Source organism: Candidatus Rhodoluna planktonica (assembly GCF_001854225.1).
Lineage (GTDB): Bacteria > Actinomycetota > Actinomycetes > Actinomycetales > Microbacteriaceae > Rhodoluna > Rhodoluna planktonica.
On the sequence record NZ_CP015208.1, the window covers coordinates 225,132 to 243,730 of the forward strand.

Below are 18,599 nucleotides of genomic sequence, written 5' to 3' on the forward strand. Positions count from 1 at the left end.
TTCTGGTCGAGTTTTAGAAGCTCTAAGCTGGTCGCCCAGTTGATTTTCTAATTACCAAAGTTGGGTCAATTAGGTTTTTTACAGCCGGCTGGTTTGGGTTTTCTAGACGAGACAGTGCGGCCTTGGCGGCGAGTCGGCCCAGTTCTTTACCGTGACTGTCGATGGTGGTGAGTGAGGCCAGCGGAGTTCGACTCAGCGAATTATTGTCGTAGCCAATTATTGAGATGTCGCTGCCCGGCCTAAGACCACGAACTACAGCGGCGTCAAGTGCACCGAGAGCTGCCTGGTCGTTGTGGGCAAAAATTGCGCTCGGCGCATTGGCAGAATCCAGTAACTCACCGACAATTTTTTCGGTTGCCGAGCGAGAATAGGTGGCTTCGATAACTGTTGGCTCTAGGCCGTGGTGCCGCATCCTGGTTAGATAACCCTCGCGTCGATCGCCGTAGCCCTCGGTTATCGGGTTGGCAACGAAGGCAATGTTTCGGTGACCTAGCTCAACCAGGTGGTCGACCGCTGTTGCAGCACCAAGCTGGTTATCGCTGTAGACATTGTCCACCCCCGGCACGATTCGAGCCACGCTGACCACCGGCAACTGTTTTGCATATTTGAGAAACTGCTTTTCCGGCATCATCAAACCGGCAACGATAACCAGGTCAACCCGACTCTCGAAGAGGCTGTCTAGGGCCTCGGCATCGCGGCTGCCATCGATTGCGCCCACGGTGAGTACCAGATGCTTGCCGGCTGGTTCTAGAACTTCGCGAATGCCCTCGTACACCTCAGCAAACCAATCGTTGCGCAGATCTTGCAGGTAGATACCGATGGTGTTGGGTGATTTGCCGGCAAGTTGAGCGGCCACCCGATTGGGGTGATAGCCAAGTTTTTTTCCGGCGGCAAAGATTTTGTCACGGGTGTCAGCATTGACACCGTAGGCGTTTCGATAGGCCAAAGATACTAGAGCGCGCGATACCTGTGCTTCGTTCGCAACATCAAGCATCGTGACATTTTTTATATTCTTAGCCATTTCTATTTGACAATAGTATCTAGAGCGCTCTAGATTGTGAACCACCACCAAAATTACGGAGAAGTAATGGCCGATAACACTGCACCAAAAGTTGGCATCGCACCAGATTCCTGGGGCGTTTGGAATGCCGTAGATCCTGCCCAGCCGGGGCCAGACCAATATTTGCGTGAGGTGGCCGAGGTGGGCTTTCACTTCACCGAACTTGGCCCCTACGGCTATTTGGGCACTGATCCGGCGAAGTTAGCCGATCAGCTTGCCGAGCACAACCTGGCAATCACTGCCGGAACCGTGTTCACCGGATTACACCGCGGTCGAAGCGAATGGGACAATGCCTGGAAAAACGTTTCCGAAGTGGCAGTTTTGGCCAAAGCAATGGGTGCAGAACACCTTATTGTCCTGCCCGAAATGTGGAGTCGAGACGAACACGGTCACATTTCCTCAGAGCGTGAATTCAGTGCCGAAGAATGGCAAAACGCACTTGACGGCCACAACGAATTTGGCAAGCGCCTGATCGAAGAATTTGGTCTTCGTCAGCAATATCACGCCCACGCCGAGACTCAGGTGGGCGATGAAAAAGAAATCGTTCGCCTGCTCGAAGGTACTGACCCGCGCTACCTGAACCTTTGTCTCGACACCGGGCACTACGCCTACTACTTTGGCGACAGCGTTTCACTAATCGAGCGCTATCCGGATCGAATTGGTTACCTGCACCTCAAGCAGGTTGAGCCGGTGCTGATGGCGCACGTGCTAAAAAATGACATTTCGTTTGTTGATGCGGTACAGCAGGGCTTGATGGTTGAGCCGCCCTTCGGTGTCCCAGGTTATGCGCCGATTTTGGCAGCTGCGCAAAAAGCGAATCCCGGCATCTTCGCCATCATCGAGCAAGACATGTATCCGGTTGCCGATTTTGCTAAACCCTTACAAATTGCCAAGCGCACCAAGGCCTACATCGAAGGCTGCGGAGCCAAAGTTCAATTCAAATAATTCACTAAAAATCAAACCGAGGAAAAAATGACAAAAACAATCAAGGTTGCTGTAATCGGCGCAGGTTTCGCCGGCCAGGCTCACGCATTTGGTTTTCGCAACGCATCGATGGCGGCTTCTGCCGAAATCAAAGTCGAGTTGGCATACATCGCCGACCCGAATTTGCCGCTAGCTCAAAAAACCGCGGCTCGTTACGGCTTTGCCAAGGCCGTGGCCGATATCGATGAGGTGATCAATTCAGACGTGGATGCGATCAGCGTTGCTTTGCCAAACTTCTTGCACGAAGAAGTGCTGCCGAAAGTCTTGGCTTCGGGTAAGCATGTTTTTGCGGAAAAGCCAATTGGCCGCACTCTAGGCGAGTCGCAGTCATTGCTGGCTCTTGCTGAAAAAACCAAAGCGGTTACCGGAGTGGGATTTTCATTCCGTCGTTTGCCAGGACTAGCAGCGGTTGCTCAGGCTGTAGCCGAGGGTCTAATCGGCAACGTGCACACTGCTCGGGTTTGGTACAACGCAGATTACGCGGCCGACCCTAAAGGTGCCCTGTCCTGGCGCTACTCAAGTGAGCAGGCAGGCGCCGGTGCGCTGCTCGATATCGGGTCGCACGCAATCGATGCTTTGCACTTTGTCGCTGGAAAGGTCAAGACCGTTACGAGTGCAAATCTGCGCACCGTAATTGTTGAGCGTCCAAAGCCGATTGCTGGGGCCATCGGTCACGGCGGCAGCGACTCGACCGATTTTGGTCCGGTCACCAATGATGATGTTGCACAACTATCGGTCATCCTCGAAAACGGTGCACTGGCTCAGATTGGCCTTAGCCGAATCGCCCACGGTCAGCCAAACTCACTGGGTATCGAGGTGTTTGGCACCCGTGGCAGCGCCAGTTTCGATTCCATGGCTGGCACTGATTTCCAGATTTACCAGCACGATGCCGGCAATTCGGCATTCAACGGTTCTCGCCGCGTTATTACCGGTCCGCAGCATCCGCACTTTGCTGATGTTGCAGCGATGCCGGCTACCGGTGTTGGCACCGCCTATGCCGAGGCCTTCATCGCCGAGATTCAAGAGTTTTTAGTTGCAATTCAAAAGGGCACCAAGATGGCCACCGACTTCAAGACCGCCGAACAGATGATGAAAGTTGTCGATGCCGCGCTCAAGTCAAACGCCACCAAGTCTCCAGTAGATCTAGAGCTCTAATTGGTTAGTTAGAAAAAACCCGGTCCTTGGACCGGGTTTTTTCTTAGCCATCGCTGCATTTTTTTGATTAGCTGTTAGGCATCAGCACGTAACGAGTTTCAAGGTATTCAGCGATGCCTTCGGCACCACCTTCACGACCGAGTCCAGACTGCTTGACACCACCGAATGGGGCCGCGGCATTAGAGACCAAGCCGGTGTTGATGCCGGTCATTCCGGTTTCGAGTGAGTCAACCAAGCGCATGGCTCGACGAGCATCTTCGGTGTAGGCATAACTGACTAGACCGTAAACGGTGTCGTTTGCAATCGAGACGCCCTGTTCTTCGGTTTCGAAGGTGACGATTGGTGCGACCGGGCCAAAAATCTCCTCCTTAAGAATTGACGCGTTGGCCGGAACATTGGTTAGCACTGTCGGCTCGTAGAAGTAGCCGGCACCTTCAGGCTTTTTACCGCCGGTAGCAATGTCGCCACCTTCGCTCACGGTGAGCTCCACTAGCCGCTCCATATTGGCGCGAGCCTTTTCGTCGATAACTGGGCCAACTGTGGTTTCTGGGTCGACACCGCGGCCGAGGCGCAATTCACCCATTTTGGCTGCAAACTTGCTCGCGAATTCGTCGGCAACCGACTTCTGCACAATGAAGCGGTTAGCTGCGGTGCAGGCCTGGCCAATGTTGCGCATCTTGGCGAGCATTGCGCCGGCAACCGCGGCATCGATGTCGGCATCGTCGAAGACTAGGAATGGGGCGTTACCGCCGAGCTCCATAGAGGTTCGGAGTACGTTCTTAGCCGCCTGCTCGAGCAGCTTTACGCCCACCTGAGTGGAACCGGTGAAAGTGATTTTGCGCAAGCGTGGGTCGGCAATCAGTGGGCCAGAGGTGGCCGATGATGTGCTGGTGGTGATTACGTTTAGCACGCCGTCGGGCAAGCCGGCCTCTTGAAAAGTTTTAGCCAACAGCAACGTGGTGAGTGGAGTGAGTTCAGCTGGCTTGACCACGATGGTGCATCCGGCGGCGACCGCGGGACCAATTTTGCGGGTGGCCATAGCCAATGGGAAGTTCCACGGTGTAATTGCAAATGCCGGACCGACAGGTCGATGGGTGACAATCATCTTGCCGGTACCCTCTGGGTTTGATCCGAATCGACCGTTGATGCGCGATGCCTCTTCGCTGAACCAGCGCAAAAATTCATTGCCGTAGGTGACTTCGCCACGAGCTTCCGCTAGGGGCTTGCCCATTTCCAAACTGATCAGCATGGCAAATTCTTCTGAGCGAGCACGCACAAGTTCAAAAGCTCGACGCAAAATTTCAGCACGTTCGCGCGGCGCGGTTTTTGCCCAGCTGGCTTGAGCGTTATCTGCAGCAGTTAGAGCGGCCAGAGACTCCACGGCAGTGGCATTTGAAATTTCTCGCAGAATTTTGCCGGTCGCCGGATCTTCAACCCGGATGGAGCTCTCGCCGGAACCATCGACCCACTTACCGTTGATTAGAAGTTGATTTGGAACTGATGAAAGTAGTTCGGTTTCGTTAAGCGTCATTGCCTTTTCTTTCTCAAGCCAACCCGAGATTTCCCTCAAGTAACGGCTTAAGCCTAACTAACTTTTGGTTCCAAATGATTTGAGTTTTCAATTGGGGAATTAGACCACACCTTTTGATTGTTGAATCAGTCTGAACCCCCAACCGAAAGTAGCTAATGGCTCAATTGCTTTATCGTCTTGGTCAGGGCAGCGCAAAGCGCGCCTGGCTGGTCATCTCCACCTGGTTTGTGCTTTTAGCGACAACTTTGACATTAATGTTGGTCGGCGGAGGCAAACTATCCTCGAGCATGACCATCGATGGTTTGCCATCCCAGCAAATTGTCGACCAGCTAAAAGAGTCGTTTCCTGAGGCCGGTCGCGGTTTCGGTCAGGTAGTTTTTCACAAGGCTAACGGCGAGAAATTCACCGAGGATGAAAAAGCTGCCATTGCAGCAGGGCTGAGCGATTCTGAAACTGTCGACGGTGTTGCCAATGCAATTGATCCGTTTGCCACGGCAGCAGATCTGCAAAAACAGCGCGATGAAGTAATCGATGGCAAGGCAAAAATTGAGCAGGCAAAAATTGATTTGGCTGACGGCCAGGCTCAAATTGACGCCGGCAAGCCCAAGCTGGCCAAAGCCGAAACTGACCTCAAGGCCCAGTCGGCTCAGCTAGAAGCTGCAATTGCTCAGGCTGAAGCGGCCGGAACACCAGCGGCAAATCTTGCCCCACTGTTGGTCAACCGAGCAAAAATCGCTGCCGGTTTTGCAGAAATTGAAAAGCAGAAAGCTGTGCTCGAAGCCAGCCAGGCGAAAATCAACGATGGCCTAGCCGAGATTGAGGCCAATAAAGACAAGCTGGTCTATGGCGAGCAGCTAATTGAGGTTATCGAAAACTTCCAGACGGTTTCGGCGGACGGTCTGACCGCGTTAGCCACCATCCAGTTTGAGGTGCCTGAAAACGAGGTCGAGCAAAGCACCACCACTGAAGTTGTTGCCAAACTAAGCTCGCTAAATCTGCCAAACGTGCAAGTTGAATTTTCGAAGTCAATGGTTATGACTCTCGACGGAATCCTCGGCGTTGGCGAAATTATCGGTTTGGCAATTGCCGCTGTAGTGCTATTTGTAATGCTTGGAACTTTGATTGCGGCCGGCCTTCCGGTGCTTTCAGCAATCCTTGGTGTTGGTGTTTCGGCAACCGCCACTATGGCGCTTTCCGCAGTCATCGACATGACCTCGACCACCCCGGTTTTGGGAGTGATGCTGGGTCTTGCCGTGGGTATCGACTACTCGCTGTTCATCTTGAACCGACACCGTAAGCAACTAAAAGCTGGCATGTCGGTCAGCGACTCAATTGCTCTAGCCAACGGAACTAGCGGAAACGCGGTGCTGTTTGCTGGCCTGACCGTAATCATCGCCTTGGTCGCACTAAACCTCACCGGTATTGGCTTCCTCGGCTTGATGGGAACAATGGGCGCGCTTTCAATCATCGTTGCGGTGGCTGTGGCCCTCACCTTCACTCCGGCTATTCTTCGCCTGATTGGCTTGCGCGTATTGAGCAAAAAAGAACGCGCCAAACTAACCGCGGGTGATCTTCAGGATGAAAATGAACATCCTAAAAATGAGAATCGCCCAGTCTTTGTCAATCGCCACCCAATCATCACGGTGCTCGCCACAGTCGCGGTCTTATTGGTGGCAGCGATTCCAATGCAGAGCATGCGATTGGGTTTGCCAGATGGCTCTTCTGAACCGGTCGACACCACTCAGTACCGCGCTTTCAAATTGACCAGCGCTGCATTCGGCGAAGGTTTCAATGGCGGGGTGGCAACCGTGGTCAACCTCGATGAGCCAATTGCCGAAGATGACGAAGTAAAGATTCAGGCTGAGATTGCTACCGAGCTCTATGCCCTCGACAATGTCTCGGCTGTGGTTCCGGCAGGAATTTCTGATGACCGCCGAACACTGCTCTTCCAAGTTGTTCCAGCCACGTCTCCAGCCAGTGCCGAAACCGAAACATTGGTTTATGACATTCGCGAGCTAGCCACACAGATCGAGTCTGACTATCAAGGTCAGGTTGGTGTTACCGGTTTCACCGCCAGCAACATCGACATTTCGCAGAAGCTGGCCGATGCCTTGCCAATTTATCTGGGCACCGTAATTCTGCTCTCGATTTTGTTGATGATCCTGGTCTTCCGCTCAATCATGGTTCCACTATTGGCCAGCGCGGGCTTCTTGCTGACCGTGTTTGCCACTTTGGGATCTGTGGTTGCGGTTTACCAGTGGGGCTGGCTGGGTGCGCTATTTGATGTGCACGATCCGGGTCCGATTCTGAACTTCTTGCCAACCATTCTGATCGGCATCCTGTTTGGTTTGGCGATGGACTACCAGTTGTTCTTGACCTCGGGAATGCGTGAAGCCTACGCCCACGGTAAGTCGCCAAAAGAGGCAATCAACCATGGAATCCACCTGAGCCGAGCAGTTGTGGTTGCGGCTGCAATCATCATGATCACTGTTTTTGGTGGGTTTGCCTTCTCGCACCTGGCCATGATTCGTCCGGTCGGTTTTGGCTTGGCCATCGGCGTGCTGTTCGACGCATTCTTGGTGCGTCTGCTACTTGTGCCAGCAGCAATGTCGATGCTTGGCAATGCTGCCTGGTGGATGCCCAAATGGCTCGACCGCATTTTGCCTGACGTCGACGTTGAGGGTGCCAAGCTCGAGGTGAAGGCTATCCGCTAGTGGCTGGGTAACCTTTTTGATCGTTGAGGGGCAACCCTTCGGGAAAAGTAACCGAGACCGTGCAATCGGCCATTACATTCGGGTTAGCCTTAAGTAATGGTTGGCACAGGCACAATAATCAACGTACTCACGATTGTTATCGGGGCAGGTCTCGGAGTTTTACTAGGCTCTCGTTTTCCAGAGAAAACCAATCGCACCGTAACTGACGCACTCGGTTTAATTACCTTGGTAATCGGTGGCCTCAACCTAATGTCGCTGAACGATAAGGCGTTTCAGCAGGCGGTTACCCCGGCAGGCACTTTGCTGGTGGTTATTTTCGCCATCCTGTTTGGTGGCGTTGCCGGTTCGCTGTTGAAAATTGAAAGCCGACTTGAAACCTTTGGCGGCTGGCTACAGGCAAAGCTGTCACGCAAAACCAACAGCAGTGAGAGCCGCCAGAGATTCATCAACGGATTTGTCGATGCCTCGCTGCTTTTTGCTATCGGACCGATGGCAATTCTGGGTGCCATGTCTGACGGTATGGGTCAGGGAGCGAACACGCTAATTGTTAAGGCAATTCTTGACGGCTTTGCCGCAATCGCCTTCGCTTCAACATTGGGCTGGGGAGTAGCCTTCTCGGCTATCACCGTTGCGATTTGGGAGGGTGGACTTACCGCTTTGGCCTTCTTCGCAAAAACCGGTGTTCCAGAGGCGCTGGTTTCTTCAATCACGGCCACCGGGGGTATTTTGATGCTGGGCATCGGCCTGCGATTGCTCAAGATTCGTCAGGTTTCGGTGGCAGACTTATTGCCTGCTCTGATTTTTGCACCGGTGCTAACCTGGCTGGTCGGCTCGTTCATTCTCTAACTTAGGAAAATATGACACCCGCAAAGTTGTACAAAACATTCGCAGTAGCCGAGGCATTCACCTGGACTTTTCTGATCGCCGGTTTGATTACCCGAGCAGTGGTCGGCATTCCAAGCGAAATCATGTTTGGCGTTGGTGCTCTTCACGGTGCTGTCTTTTTGGGTTACGGCGTGAGCGCTGCCCTGGTTGGGGTAAACCAGCGGTGGTCTTTTGGTCGAATTCTGCTTGCTATTTTCTTGGCAATTGTGCCTTATGCAACGGTGCCATTTGAGCGCTCAGTTGAGAAGAAAAACCTCTTGGCTGGCCCTTGGCGCAAGACCGAAACCGATGATGCCCGCGATAAAAACTGGTTTGACCGACTTTTCCGCTGGTTCATCAACCGTCCGGTTTTGCTAGTGCTGGTTCTCATCCTCGTGGTCGTCATAATTTTTGCGACGTTGCTCTTTGTTGGCCCGCCAGACACCTGGGGCAAATAACCAACTGAACTAGGCTTCACGCTATGCGCCCACTGAACATCTCGTACCCGCAAAACTTGCCGGTCAGCGAGCGCAGAGAAGAGATTTTGGCGACCATAGCGGCAAATCAGGTTGTCATTATTGCCGGCGCCACCGGCTCGGGTAAAACTACACAGTTGCCGAAAATGTGTCTCGACTTGGGCCGTAAATCGATTGCGCACACCCAGCCTCGACGTATCGCAGCGCGTTCGGTTGCCGAACGCATAGCTGAAGAGTTAGGCGTCGAGATTGGGGCGGAGGTTGGCTATCAGGTGCGGTTCACCGACAAAGTGAGCAAGAACACCCTGGTCAAAGTGATGACCGACGGCATCCTGTTGAACGCGCTGCAGAGCGACCGAAACCTGAGCAGGTACGACACCATCATCATCGACGAGGCTCACGAGCGAAGCCTCAACATCGACTTTCTTCTTGGCTATCTCAAGCAACTTTTACCCAAACGTCCCGATTTGAAAGTGATTGTTACCTCGGCAACCATCGATCCCGAATCTTTCAGTCGCCACTTTGAAAACGCTCCGATTATTGAAGTTTCGGGTCGCACCTATCCAATTGAGGTTCGCTACCGTCCAGTGCAGCGTGAGAAATCTGATGACGATGATCCCGATGAAGAAACCACAGCCGACGATTATGTCGACGGCATTGTTGAAGCGTTGCTCGAACTTGAAGCTGAAGCCAACGGTGACGTGCTGGTCTTTTTGTCCGGTGAATCTGAAATCAAGGATGCGCAAGACGCCATTGAAGGAAGCGTTGTCGGCGGGGTGCTGCAAAAAGGCATCGAGGTGTTGCCGCTGTACGGCCGATTGAGTTCAGCAGAGCAGCATCGCGTTTTTGAGAGAAGCAAGGTTGCCGGGTTAAAGCGGCGAGTGATTTTGGCAACCAACGTAGCCGAAACCAGTTTGACTATCCCAAACATCAAATACGTAATCGATGCGGGAACAGCTCGAATTTCGCGCTACAGCCCGAGGGCAAAAGTTCAACGACTGCCTATCGAGGCGATCTCGCAGGCCAGCGCGAATCAGCGAGCTGGACGAGCCGGGCGAACAAGTCCGGGTGTGGTCATCCGTCTCTACTCTGAAGAAGATTTCAACGCTCGACCAGAATATACCGACCCGGAAATTCTGCGCACAAATCTGGCCTCGGTGATTTTGCAGGCTGCCACTCTGGGGCTTGGCGACTTGGCTAAGTTTCCGTTCTTGCAGCCGCCAGATTCTCGCGGTGTTAAGGACGGACTCGGATTACTGAGCGAATTGGGTGCTTTATCAACGGCTAACCCTGCCGAAGTGAAACTAACTCCGCTGGGTCGCGAATTAGCCCGCTTGCCGATTGAACCGAGATTTGCTCGAATGCTGCTCGAGTCTCGTAAACACGGTCTGACTCGCGAAGTGATGGTCATCGTGGCTGGGCTGACTATTCAAGACACCCGCGAGCGGCCGGCTCTAAAGCGCGAGCGAGCCGATCTGCTGCACGCCCGCTTCGCCGACCCGAGCAGCGATTTTTTGACCCTGCTAAATCTTTGGAACTACATCGAAGATCAGCAGAAGAAGCTTTCCTCATCTGCGTTTAGGCGTCTATGCCGAAACGAATTTTTGAACTATCTTCGAGTTCGTGAGTGGCAAGACCTGGTGCGCCAGCTTCGCTCGGTGACCAAGAATCTGGGGCTCGAATACGGTGAGCCGCAGGTGAACCCCGACGGTATTCACAAGAGTTTGCTGGCTGGCCTGCTCAGCCAAATCGGTATCAAACAGGCTAATGAGAAACGCGGACCAAACGGCAAACCGATAAAAGCTCCGGCCGAATATCTGGGCTCAAATAACAAAAAGTTCTTCATTTTCCCCGGCTCCACGCTTGCCAAGAAGCCGCCCGAGGCAATCATGAGCGCCGAGCTAGTTGAGACCAGCAGATTATTCGCACGGATGAATGCCGCCATCGATCCTGCCTGGGCCGAAAAATTAGGCGGCGAATTATGTCGTCGAACTTTTAGCGAACCGCACTGGGAAAAGAGCCAGGGTGCAGTTGTTGCCTATGAGCGAGTGATGCTATTCGGGGTGCCAATTGTGGTTTCTAGGCGAATGCAGTACTCACGCATAGACCCGGCATTCTGCCGTGAGTTATTTATTCGGCACGCCTTGGTTGCCGGCGAATGGGATTCGCAGCAACAGTTTGATCGAGGCAACCGAGCTTTGCTAAAGCAACTTGAAGCCGCCGCGGCCAGAGCACGCAAGCCTGCGCTTGCCCCCAGTGAAGAAGATGTTTATCGCTTTTACGAAGCCCGAATACCCGCTGAAGTTTTTTCCACCCGAAACTTTGAGGGTTGGTGGCGCAAAGCCAAACACCAAACGCCTGATTTGCTAACCATGACCAAAGCCGACTTGCTCGGCGAGGAAACCTCTGACCTAGACAATCTGGATTTGCCGGCCCAGTGGGTTCATTCCGGACAAAATTTGAGGTTGCAGTACCGGTTTGAGCCCGGTGCCGTTGATGACGGAGTAACCGTGGCAATTCCGCTGCCACTGTTGGCTAATCTCAATTCAGACAGCTTCGACTGGTTAGTGCCCTCGATGCGTCCAGAGTTAGTGACCGAATTAATTCGCAGTCTGCCAAAACCAATTCGGAAAAATGTTGTTCCAGCCAATGAATGGGCCAAGAAAGTTCTGCAAATTTTGCCGGCTGAGCCCAACGGTAATTTACTTACCGAATTGGCGAGAATCTTGCAGCAGCTCAGCGGTGTTCGGGTAACCGCAAACGATTTCGATGTCACGCGGCTAACGTCTGCGCAGCGTATGACCTATCGGGTAATCGATGAGAAAGGTCGCACGCTCGGGCTTTCCACCGACTTGCATTTGTTGCAACAGAAACTGGCTGATCGATCGCGCGTCGCTGTCGCGGAAGTAGCCAGCGACCAAAAATCTCCGATTGAGCGCGAAAATCTGAGCACCTGGGATTTTGATGAGCTTCCGAAAACCATCGAGGTAAACCACGGGCTCAATGCAGTCCGCGCTTTTCCGGCCCTGGTCGAAAACTCGGACGGCACAGTCGACATCCGCTTATTTGCCACCCAAGATCAGCAAATGCAGCACCACCCTCGCGGTGTGGTGCGCTTACTGACCATGGCTAACCCTTCGGTTGCGAAATATGTTGAAGAGCACCTGGCCGCCAACGAAAAATTGGCACTGCTGACCCTGCCTTATTCGACTATTTCGGCCTTGCTGGACGATGCCGCCAAGGCTATCGCCGAAGCCGAACTTCACCAGTTTGTGGCTGATGGACTGCTTTTCAACCGAACTGATTTTGAAACCGTGCTGCTCAATTTCCGAACTGTGGTCGTCGATCGCAGCTTTGAAATCGCGGCACTCGCGGTCAAAATTGCCAACGCTGCCCGAGAGGCTAACAAGGTGATTTCAGAAACCAAGGCCATCGATTTTTTAAACGAACTAACCGCAGAGAAACAGCACATTCAAGACTTGCTCATCCCAGGTTTCATCGGCCAAGCCGGAGAAAAAAGGCTTGCGCGTATTTTGGTTTACCTGCAGGCGATAAAGCACCGAATTACAAAACTTTCAGAAAACCCGATGCGTGACAGAACCGCCGCAGCCGAATTCAATCATGCCCTGAGTCTCTTTGAATTTGCCGGGGGATCAATACCGCTTCCGGAAAACGCTACAGAAAAACATCGTCAAGCGAGATGGTTGCTTGAAGAACTGCGCGTAAGTCTTTTTGCCCAGGTTTTAGGGGCGGCTGAAAAAGTTTCGGTTGAGCGAATCAAAAAAGTTTTGAGTTAAATTCTGGATTATTTCGACCCGAATGACGGTTGAAATCAAAAGAGCCCTGTCGGGTTGATTTATCTAAGGAGTTTCAAATGGAAAGCACTGGCTCATGCCCAGTTGTGCACGGAGCACAAACTTCAACCGGAAAATCGAACATGGATTGGTGGCCAAACGCCCTAAACCTCGACATCTTGCATCAGCATGACACCAAGACCAACCCACTTGGTCAGAGTTTCAACTACCGCGAAGAAGTAAAGAAGCTCGATGTTGCAGCTCTGAAAAAAGATCTTGAAAACCTTATGACCGACAGTCAATCTTGGTGGCCAGCAGACTGGGGTCACTACGGCGGTCTAATGATTCGCATGGCTTGGCATTCAGCCGGAACCTACCGCACCGCAGACGGCCGCGGTGGAGCAGCAACCGGTAACCAGCGTTTCGCGCCACTCAACTCTTGGCCAGATAACGTCAACCTGGATAAGGCCCGTCGTCTGCTATGGCCGATCAAAAAGAAGTATGGCAACAAGCTCAGCTGGGCCGACCTAATGATTCTGGCCGGCAACGTGGCCTACGAATCTATGGGTCTAAAGACTTTCGGTTTCGCCTTTGGTCGCGAAGACATTTGGCACCCAGAAAAAGACATTTACTGGGGTAGTGAGGCAGAGTTCTTGGCTCCTTCAGAAAACCGCTACGAGAACATAAACGACCCATCAACCCTAGAGAACCCGCTGGCAGCAACCCACATGGGTTTGATTTATGTAAACCCAGAGGGTGTCAACGGTCAGCCAGATCCACTCAAAACCGCAGCTATGATTCGCGAGACCTTCGGTCGTATGGCCATGAACGACGAAGAGACAGTTGCTCTTGCAGCCGGTGGTCACACCGTAGGTAAAGCGCACGGTAATGGCGACGCTGGAAACCTAGGACCAAACCCTGAAGCAGCCGATATTCACGAGGGTGGCCTTGGCTGGATGAACCACAAAACCCGCGGTGTCGGCCGCGACACCGTATCGAGCGGTATCGAGGGTGCTTGGACAACCAACCCAACCAAGTGGGACAACGGTTACTTCTACCTACTGTTCAATTACGACTGGCAGTTGGTCAAGTCGCCAGCTGGCGCCTGGCAGTACGAGCCGGTAAATATCAAAGAAGAAGACAAGCCTGTTGACGTTGAAGATCCATCGATTCGCTTGATGCCGATGATGACCGACGCTGATATGGCCATGATCAAAGACCCGATCTACCGCGAAATCTCCGAGCGTTTCTACAACGACCAGAACTACTTCTCCGAGGTTTTTGCACGGGCTTGGTTCAAGCTAACCCACCGCGACCTAGGTCCGAAGACTCGCTATATTGGCCCAGAGGTTCCTGCTGAAGACCTAATTTGGCAGGACCCAATTCCAGCCGGTACCAGCAACTACGATGTGGCAGCTGTCAAGGCCAAGATTTCGGCATCTGGTCTATCAGTTGCCGACCTAGTGGCCACCGCATGGGATAGCGCCCGCACCTTCCGCTCATCAGACCTTCGTGGTGGCGCAAACGGTGCCCGAATCCGTCTAGAGCCACAGCGCAACTGGGAAGGAAATGAGCCTGAGCGCCTAAACAAGGTTCTGGCAGTGCTAGAGCCAATTGCTGCAGAATCAGGTGCCAGCCTTGCCGACATTATCGTCTTGGCTGGAAACGTGGGTGTTGAAAAGGCTGCTGCCGCAGCAGGTCTTTCAATAACTGTGCCGTTTGCACCGGGTCGCGGCGACGCTACTCAAGAGCAGACCGATGTCGAGTCATTTGCTGTGCTTGAACCAATTCACGATGCATTCAGAAACTGGATGAAAAAAGAATATGAGGTAAGCCCAGAAGAGCTAATGCTCGACCGCGCTCACCTAATGGGACTAACTGCACCGGAAATGACTGTCTTGCTGGGTGGTCTTCGTGTGATTGGCGCAAACTATGCCGGTTCGAAGAACGGTGTTCTGACTGACCGCGAAGGTGCCTTGACCAACGATTTCTTTGTGAACCTAACCGACATGACTTACGTTTGGGAGCCAGCTGGGTTCAACCAGTACAACTTGCGCAACCGCAACAACGGACAGGTCAAGTTCACAGCCACCCGCGCCGACCTAGTGTTTGGTTCAAATTCGATTCTGCGTTCATACGTAGAGGTTTACGCTCAAGACGACAATCAGCAGAAATTTGTTGAAGACTTCGTTGCCGCATGGACCAAGGTGATGAATGCCGATCGCTTCGATTTGAAGGCCTAGTACTTCAAATCATTAGCTAATTGGTTAGTTAGCAAAGAAAGGGTGGGGCCGAAAAGCCCCACCCTTTTTGCTGTCTGGGCCGGTGAATTTTTGCTCGGCTAAGCAACTGCTCGCTTGATTAGCTCAGCAACCTGAGCTTCAATTTCTTTGTTCCAGTCCAGAATTGCAAAAGAAGTCGGCCAGAGATTTCCGTCATCCAACTTCGCGGAATCGTTAAAGCCCAAGGTTGAGTATCGTACTTTGAATTTTCCGGCATCCTGGAAAAACACAACAGATTTGCCATCCAGGTTGTAGGCGGGCATGCCGTACCAGGTTTTCGCCTGCAGTTGTGGAGCAATTTTCTTCACCAGTGCGTGCAAACCTTCGCCAATTTTGCGATCTGCCGCAGCCATAGCCGAAATTTTTGCCAGAACCTCGGCTTCTAATTCTTCGGCTGACATTTTTTTGCTGGCCCGTCGTCGTTCGGCGGCTGCCTCTTTCATGGCCTGTCGTTCTTCAGCGGTAAATGTCTCTTCAGCTTTGGTTTTTTTCTCGGCCACAGTCGCTCTCTTTTTCTATCTGGGGGTAGGCGTGCTGCCCTATGGTTAGAACTAGATTAGAGGCATTTCAGCTAGGGGATTCTAGGTGTTCAGAAGATTTTTGGCGGTTGCAGTAAGCGCTGTGGTTGCTCTCTCGCTTTCGGGTTGCCTAGCGCCCAGCGAACCTCTGGTCGACAAAATTTTCGGCTCTCAACTTTCGCCCTTGAGGATTGCCACCGACAAGGTTCAGCCGAATTGCGCAGCCAGCCCTTTTGGCTGCTCAAACCCGCTCTACGACATCCCGTTTTATTCGGATTCAAGCGCTAAACCGGCCGATGTTTGTCGAAGCGTAATCGAACTGCAGCGCGAAATTGGCATGGTTGCCTACTCGGTTGAAGGAGCTGCCGCTGGAATTGCGCCCGCGGAAAATCAGCCGCTAATCGATTTTTGTGTTGCGGGCTTCGAGCCTGGCATAAAACTGGATGACGGCTCGATGCTCTACCAGGGTTTTGTGCTCTATGACGATGGTGCCAACGATGGCTTGGGTAAGGTGACCGTAATTCAACGGCGCGACGATAAATCGTTTGTGGTGGTTTTTAGTTTAGGTCGAGACCCGAGCCGAATTGGGTCGATTAACTTCGGTGAAAAACCCAGGCACCTAACCGCCGATGAAATTGCAAACGCCGATGAGATGCAGAAAATCGCTGCAAAAACGCAGCAGTTTGCCAATGGTCTACTGGGTGAATCAGAAACGGCTGCCAAAACCAAAATCGAGGATGCCGGCTACAGTTGGCGAATCGCGCATCGGGATGGCCAGGATTTTGCACTAACCGAGGACTACAGCCCAACGCGCATCAATCTTTTCATTCGCTCCAATCGCGTCTTCGACGCGACTGTTTGGTAGTTAAAGAAACTTAGCGTAGGCGACCGAAGCCAACAGCGTGCAGCAAAGGCAGAGCCGAGCCAATCAAAAGCCAATTGCCCAGTTCGTCAGCATTCTGGCGCAGGACCAAACCAGAGATAAATAGGGTTGCAAAAATAATCGCCGAGGTGGTTCGCTTGATGCTGCCATCGAGTGATCGAACCCGTTTTTCAAGTTCGGGATTTCTGGTTACCAGCTCACCACGATCGATTCGATTTGCCAGCGCTTCCAGCCGTTGCGGCAACCTGATCAGCGAACCAGCGATGTTGCTGAATTCTCGACCAACCGTTTTCAAGGTTGAATTGCCGCCGCCGTTAAGCAGAGTTCGCGCGAAGGGATCAACCGCATCCCACATATTGAAGTCTCGATTCAGTGCGCTAGTCACACCGGAGATCACCGAAATAGTTCTAATCAGCAGCAGGAAGTTTTCTGGCAGCTGAAAAGGCAGAGCCTGAACCAATTCGTTGAAGCGCAGCGCAAAATCGCGAATCTCTCTAGGGTCTGTTTGTGCAATTTCACCAACGGCCACCCCACCAAATCGATCAAACAATTCACCGATTGCCCGCTCGAGGTCTACCGTGTCGGCTGAAGGCAACAGCACCCCAAGTCGTTCAACCGAGGTTATCCAGCCGCGAGCATCACGAGCGACAACCGCAAAAATAAACCGCTGCAGGTTTTGTCGAAGATCATCGCTAATTTCGCCCATCATTCCGAAATCGATAAACGTCAAACTAAAGTCAGTGCGATCATCGTTGATTTCAGGGTTGACAAGGATATTTCCGGGATGAGGGTCGGCGTGGAAAAAGCCGTGCACAAAGAACTGTTCAAAGGTGATTCGGGCCAACTCGGCGGCAACCGCATTTGGGTCAATTCCGGATGCATCAAGAGCATCGATGTCGGTAATTTTGATTGCGGTCACATCCGAGAGGGTAAGCACCCGGCGAGAGCTTCGATCCCAAACCACTGATGGTGTTTTTACGCGGATGTCGCTGGCGAAGTTGTTCGCGAATCTTTCGAGGTTGGCTGCCTCATTTAGGTAATCGATTTCCTGAAGTGAAGTGGTGGCAAACTCTTCAACCAAGGCCGGTGCATCGGCTCGGCGCGACACCAGTTTTACCTTGGATAGCCAGCCGCCAACTTTGCGAAGCGCCTTTAGGTCAACCGCGACAATCTGTTCGATGCCCGGCCGTAATACTTTGACAACTACCTCGTCACGGCCAAGAGTTTCAGAAATCGCTGGGTTGAGGCGGGCTCTGTGGGCCTGGCCGAGTGAGGCGGCAGCAATTGGGTCAGCGTCGAAGCTGGCAAAAGCTTTGTCGACAGGCAGTCCTAACTCACGTTCAATTTGGGCAGCCACATAGGCAAACTCAACAGGCGCAACCTCATCTTGAAGACCTTCGAGTTCCTGGGTTATTTCTTTGGGCAATACGTCAAGTCGAGTGGACAAAAATTGCCCTGCTTTGATCATTAAGCCGCCCAGATCTAGGGCAAGGTCGTGAAATTTTCTAGCCAGTTTCTGGAAACGCCGAATTCTGGTTTTAGCTGAAATTCGGCCCAGGCCAATCTGTGGCAGAAACAGCTCAAACCACCAAGATTGGGCCAAGGCTAATGCGGCGAACTGAATTATTCGGCGGTATCTAGCTTTGAGTGCGCGATCGTTGTTCGGTGATTCTGGCAACTGCTGACGTTCTGGCAATTTTTAGTCTTCGGCCAAAATTGCGAACAGCTTTCGGCGAGCATCATCCAAGATTTGCTCGGCGCGTTTCTGCTGCTCACCGCTGCCGCTGTTGGCAACTGCGGTCACCGCTTGGGCAAGTTTTGCGCCAGACTTCAAGACGTCACCACGGCAATTCGGCGACCAATTTTGGCTCTGCTGCTGATTGGTTGCAAACATAGTGCCCAGGTCCTCTTTGACAGCACCTGCTACTTTTTTGCCCGCTTTGGTGAGCGAGTAGCACTTCAATTCTCCGTCGACGGTTGAGCTAATTAGGCCATCAGTAACTAGCTTTTCAAGCACCGGATAGACATCGCTTTCAGCAGGAACCCATGAGCCGCTTGTGAAACCGGCGACGGTAGTCATGATTTCTCTAGCTGTCTTATCGCCCGACTGCAGAGCCGACAAAACTGCGTTGCTAATTTGCTCGCTGGTAGGTTTTACGACCTGTGTTTTACTTGAGCTTGCGCCTGAGTACTTGGTAACCAGTGACTTGATGTCATCGGCAAGTTCACGAAAATCGAAACCGTTGGTTGAGCTGTTCACTTTAGATCCCTTCATCGGAGCATTCTGCCCCTAGTGTCAATTGATTTGGGGTCGAATTTCTTCCGGCTGCCAGCAATT

Annotated in this window: 13 protein-coding genes; 8 read left to right on the plus strand and 5 right to left on the minus strand. The window is 52.5% G+C overall.

Annotation, left to right across the window (positions count from 1 at the left end):
- Positions 1-22: 22 nt before the first annotated feature.
- The gene (locus tag A4Z71_RS01135; protein WP_070954158.1) at positions 23-1,021 is read right to left on the minus strand and encodes a LacI family DNA-binding transcriptional regulator; all 999 of its coding nucleotides are present in this window, start codon (positions 1,019-1,021) and stop codon (positions 23-25) included.
- Between the two features lie 66 nt (positions 1,022-1,087).
- Between A4Z71_RS01135 and A4Z71_RS01140 the strand changes: the two genes are divergently transcribed.
- Entirely contained in the window at positions 1,088-2,005 is a 918-nt protein-coding gene (locus A4Z71_RS01140) for a sugar phosphate isomerase/epimerase family protein (RefSeq protein WP_070955184.1), read from the plus strand.
- A 27-nt stretch (positions 2,006-2,032) separates the two neighbouring features.
- Complete coding sequence (locus tag A4Z71_RS01145; RefSeq protein ID WP_070954159.1) at positions 2,033-3,199, plus strand: Gfo/Idh/MocA family protein; 1,167 nt, start codon at positions 2,033-2,035, stop codon at positions 3,197-3,199.
- A gap of 67 nt (positions 3,200-3,266) precedes the next feature.
- Here the strand turns inward: A4Z71_RS01145 and A4Z71_RS01150 are convergent, their stop codons facing one another.
- Positions 3,267-4,730 carry an NAD-dependent succinate-semialdehyde dehydrogenase gene (locus tag A4Z71_RS01150; protein WP_070955185.1) on the minus strand — a complete coding sequence of 488 codons (1,464 nt, stop codon included), beginning with the start codon at positions 4,728-4,730 and terminating at the stop codon, positions 3,267-3,269.
- A 155-nt stretch (positions 4,731-4,885) separates the two neighbouring features.
- Here A4Z71_RS01150 and A4Z71_RS01155 point away from each other — a divergent pair, with 155 nt between their 5' ends.
- The 5 genes from A4Z71_RS01155 to katG all read left to right on the plus strand — a co-directional run bounded on the left by A4Z71_RS01155 (position 4,886) and on the right by katG (position 14,821).
- The gene (locus tag A4Z71_RS01155; RefSeq protein ID WP_070954160.1) at positions 4,886-7,444 is read left to right on the plus strand and encodes an MMPL family transporter; all 2,559 of its coding nucleotides are present in this window, start codon (positions 4,886-4,888) and stop codon (positions 7,442-7,444) included.
- 96 nt (positions 7,445-7,540) lie between these two features.
- Positions 7,541-8,290: a DUF554 domain-containing protein gene (locus A4Z71_RS01160; protein ID WP_070954161.1), complete on the plus strand. Its 750-nt coding sequence runs from the start codon at positions 7,541-7,543 to the stop codon at positions 8,288-8,290.
- Between the two features lie 11 nt (positions 8,291-8,301).
- Entirely contained in the window at positions 8,302-8,766 is a 465-nt protein-coding gene (locus A4Z71_RS01165) for a DUF3817 domain-containing protein (protein ID WP_070954162.1), read from the plus strand.
- A 23-nt stretch (positions 8,767-8,789) separates the two neighbouring features.
- Positions 8,790-12,581 carry an ATP-dependent RNA helicase HrpA gene (gene hrpA / locus A4Z71_RS01170; protein ID WP_070954163.1) on the plus strand — a complete coding sequence of 1,264 codons (3,792 nt, stop codon included), beginning with the start codon at positions 8,790-8,792 and terminating at the stop codon, positions 12,579-12,581.
- A 77-nt stretch (positions 12,582-12,658) separates the two neighbouring features.
- Positions 12,659-14,821: a catalase/peroxidase HPI gene (gene katG / locus A4Z71_RS01175; protein WP_070954164.1), complete on the plus strand. Its 2,163-nt coding sequence runs from the start codon at positions 12,659-12,661 to the stop codon at positions 14,819-14,821.
- Between the two features lie 98 nt (positions 14,822-14,919).
- Here katG and A4Z71_RS01180 read toward each other — a convergent pair whose 3' ends face one another.
- Positions 14,920-15,360, minus strand: coding sequence for an iron chaperone (locus A4Z71_RS01180; RefSeq protein WP_070954165.1), 441 nt, complete (start codon positions 15,358-15,360; stop codon positions 14,920-14,922).
- Positions 15,361-15,445: 85 nt separating this feature from the next.
- Between A4Z71_RS01180 and A4Z71_RS01185 the strand changes: the two genes are divergently transcribed.
- Positions 15,446-16,243: a hypothetical protein gene (locus A4Z71_RS01185; protein WP_070954166.1), complete on the plus strand. Its 798-nt coding sequence runs from the start codon at positions 15,446-15,448 to the stop codon at positions 16,241-16,243.
- Positions 16,244-16,253: 10 nt separating this feature from the next.
- Here A4Z71_RS01185 and A4Z71_RS01190 read toward each other — a convergent pair whose 3' ends face one another.
- Both A4Z71_RS01190 and A4Z71_RS01195 read right to left on the minus strand, forming a co-directional pair.
- Positions 16,254-17,957: an ABC1 kinase family protein gene (locus tag A4Z71_RS01190; protein WP_070954167.1), complete on the minus strand. Its 1,704-nt coding sequence runs from the start codon at positions 17,955-17,957 to the stop codon at positions 16,254-16,256.
- Between the two features lie 3 nt (positions 17,958-17,960).
- Positions 17,961-18,536, minus strand: a complete 576-nt coding sequence (locus A4Z71_RS01195; protein WP_070954168.1) for a PadR family transcriptional regulator — start codon at positions 18,534-18,536, stop codon at positions 17,961-17,963.
- Positions 18,537-18,599: the final 63 nt, after the last annotated feature.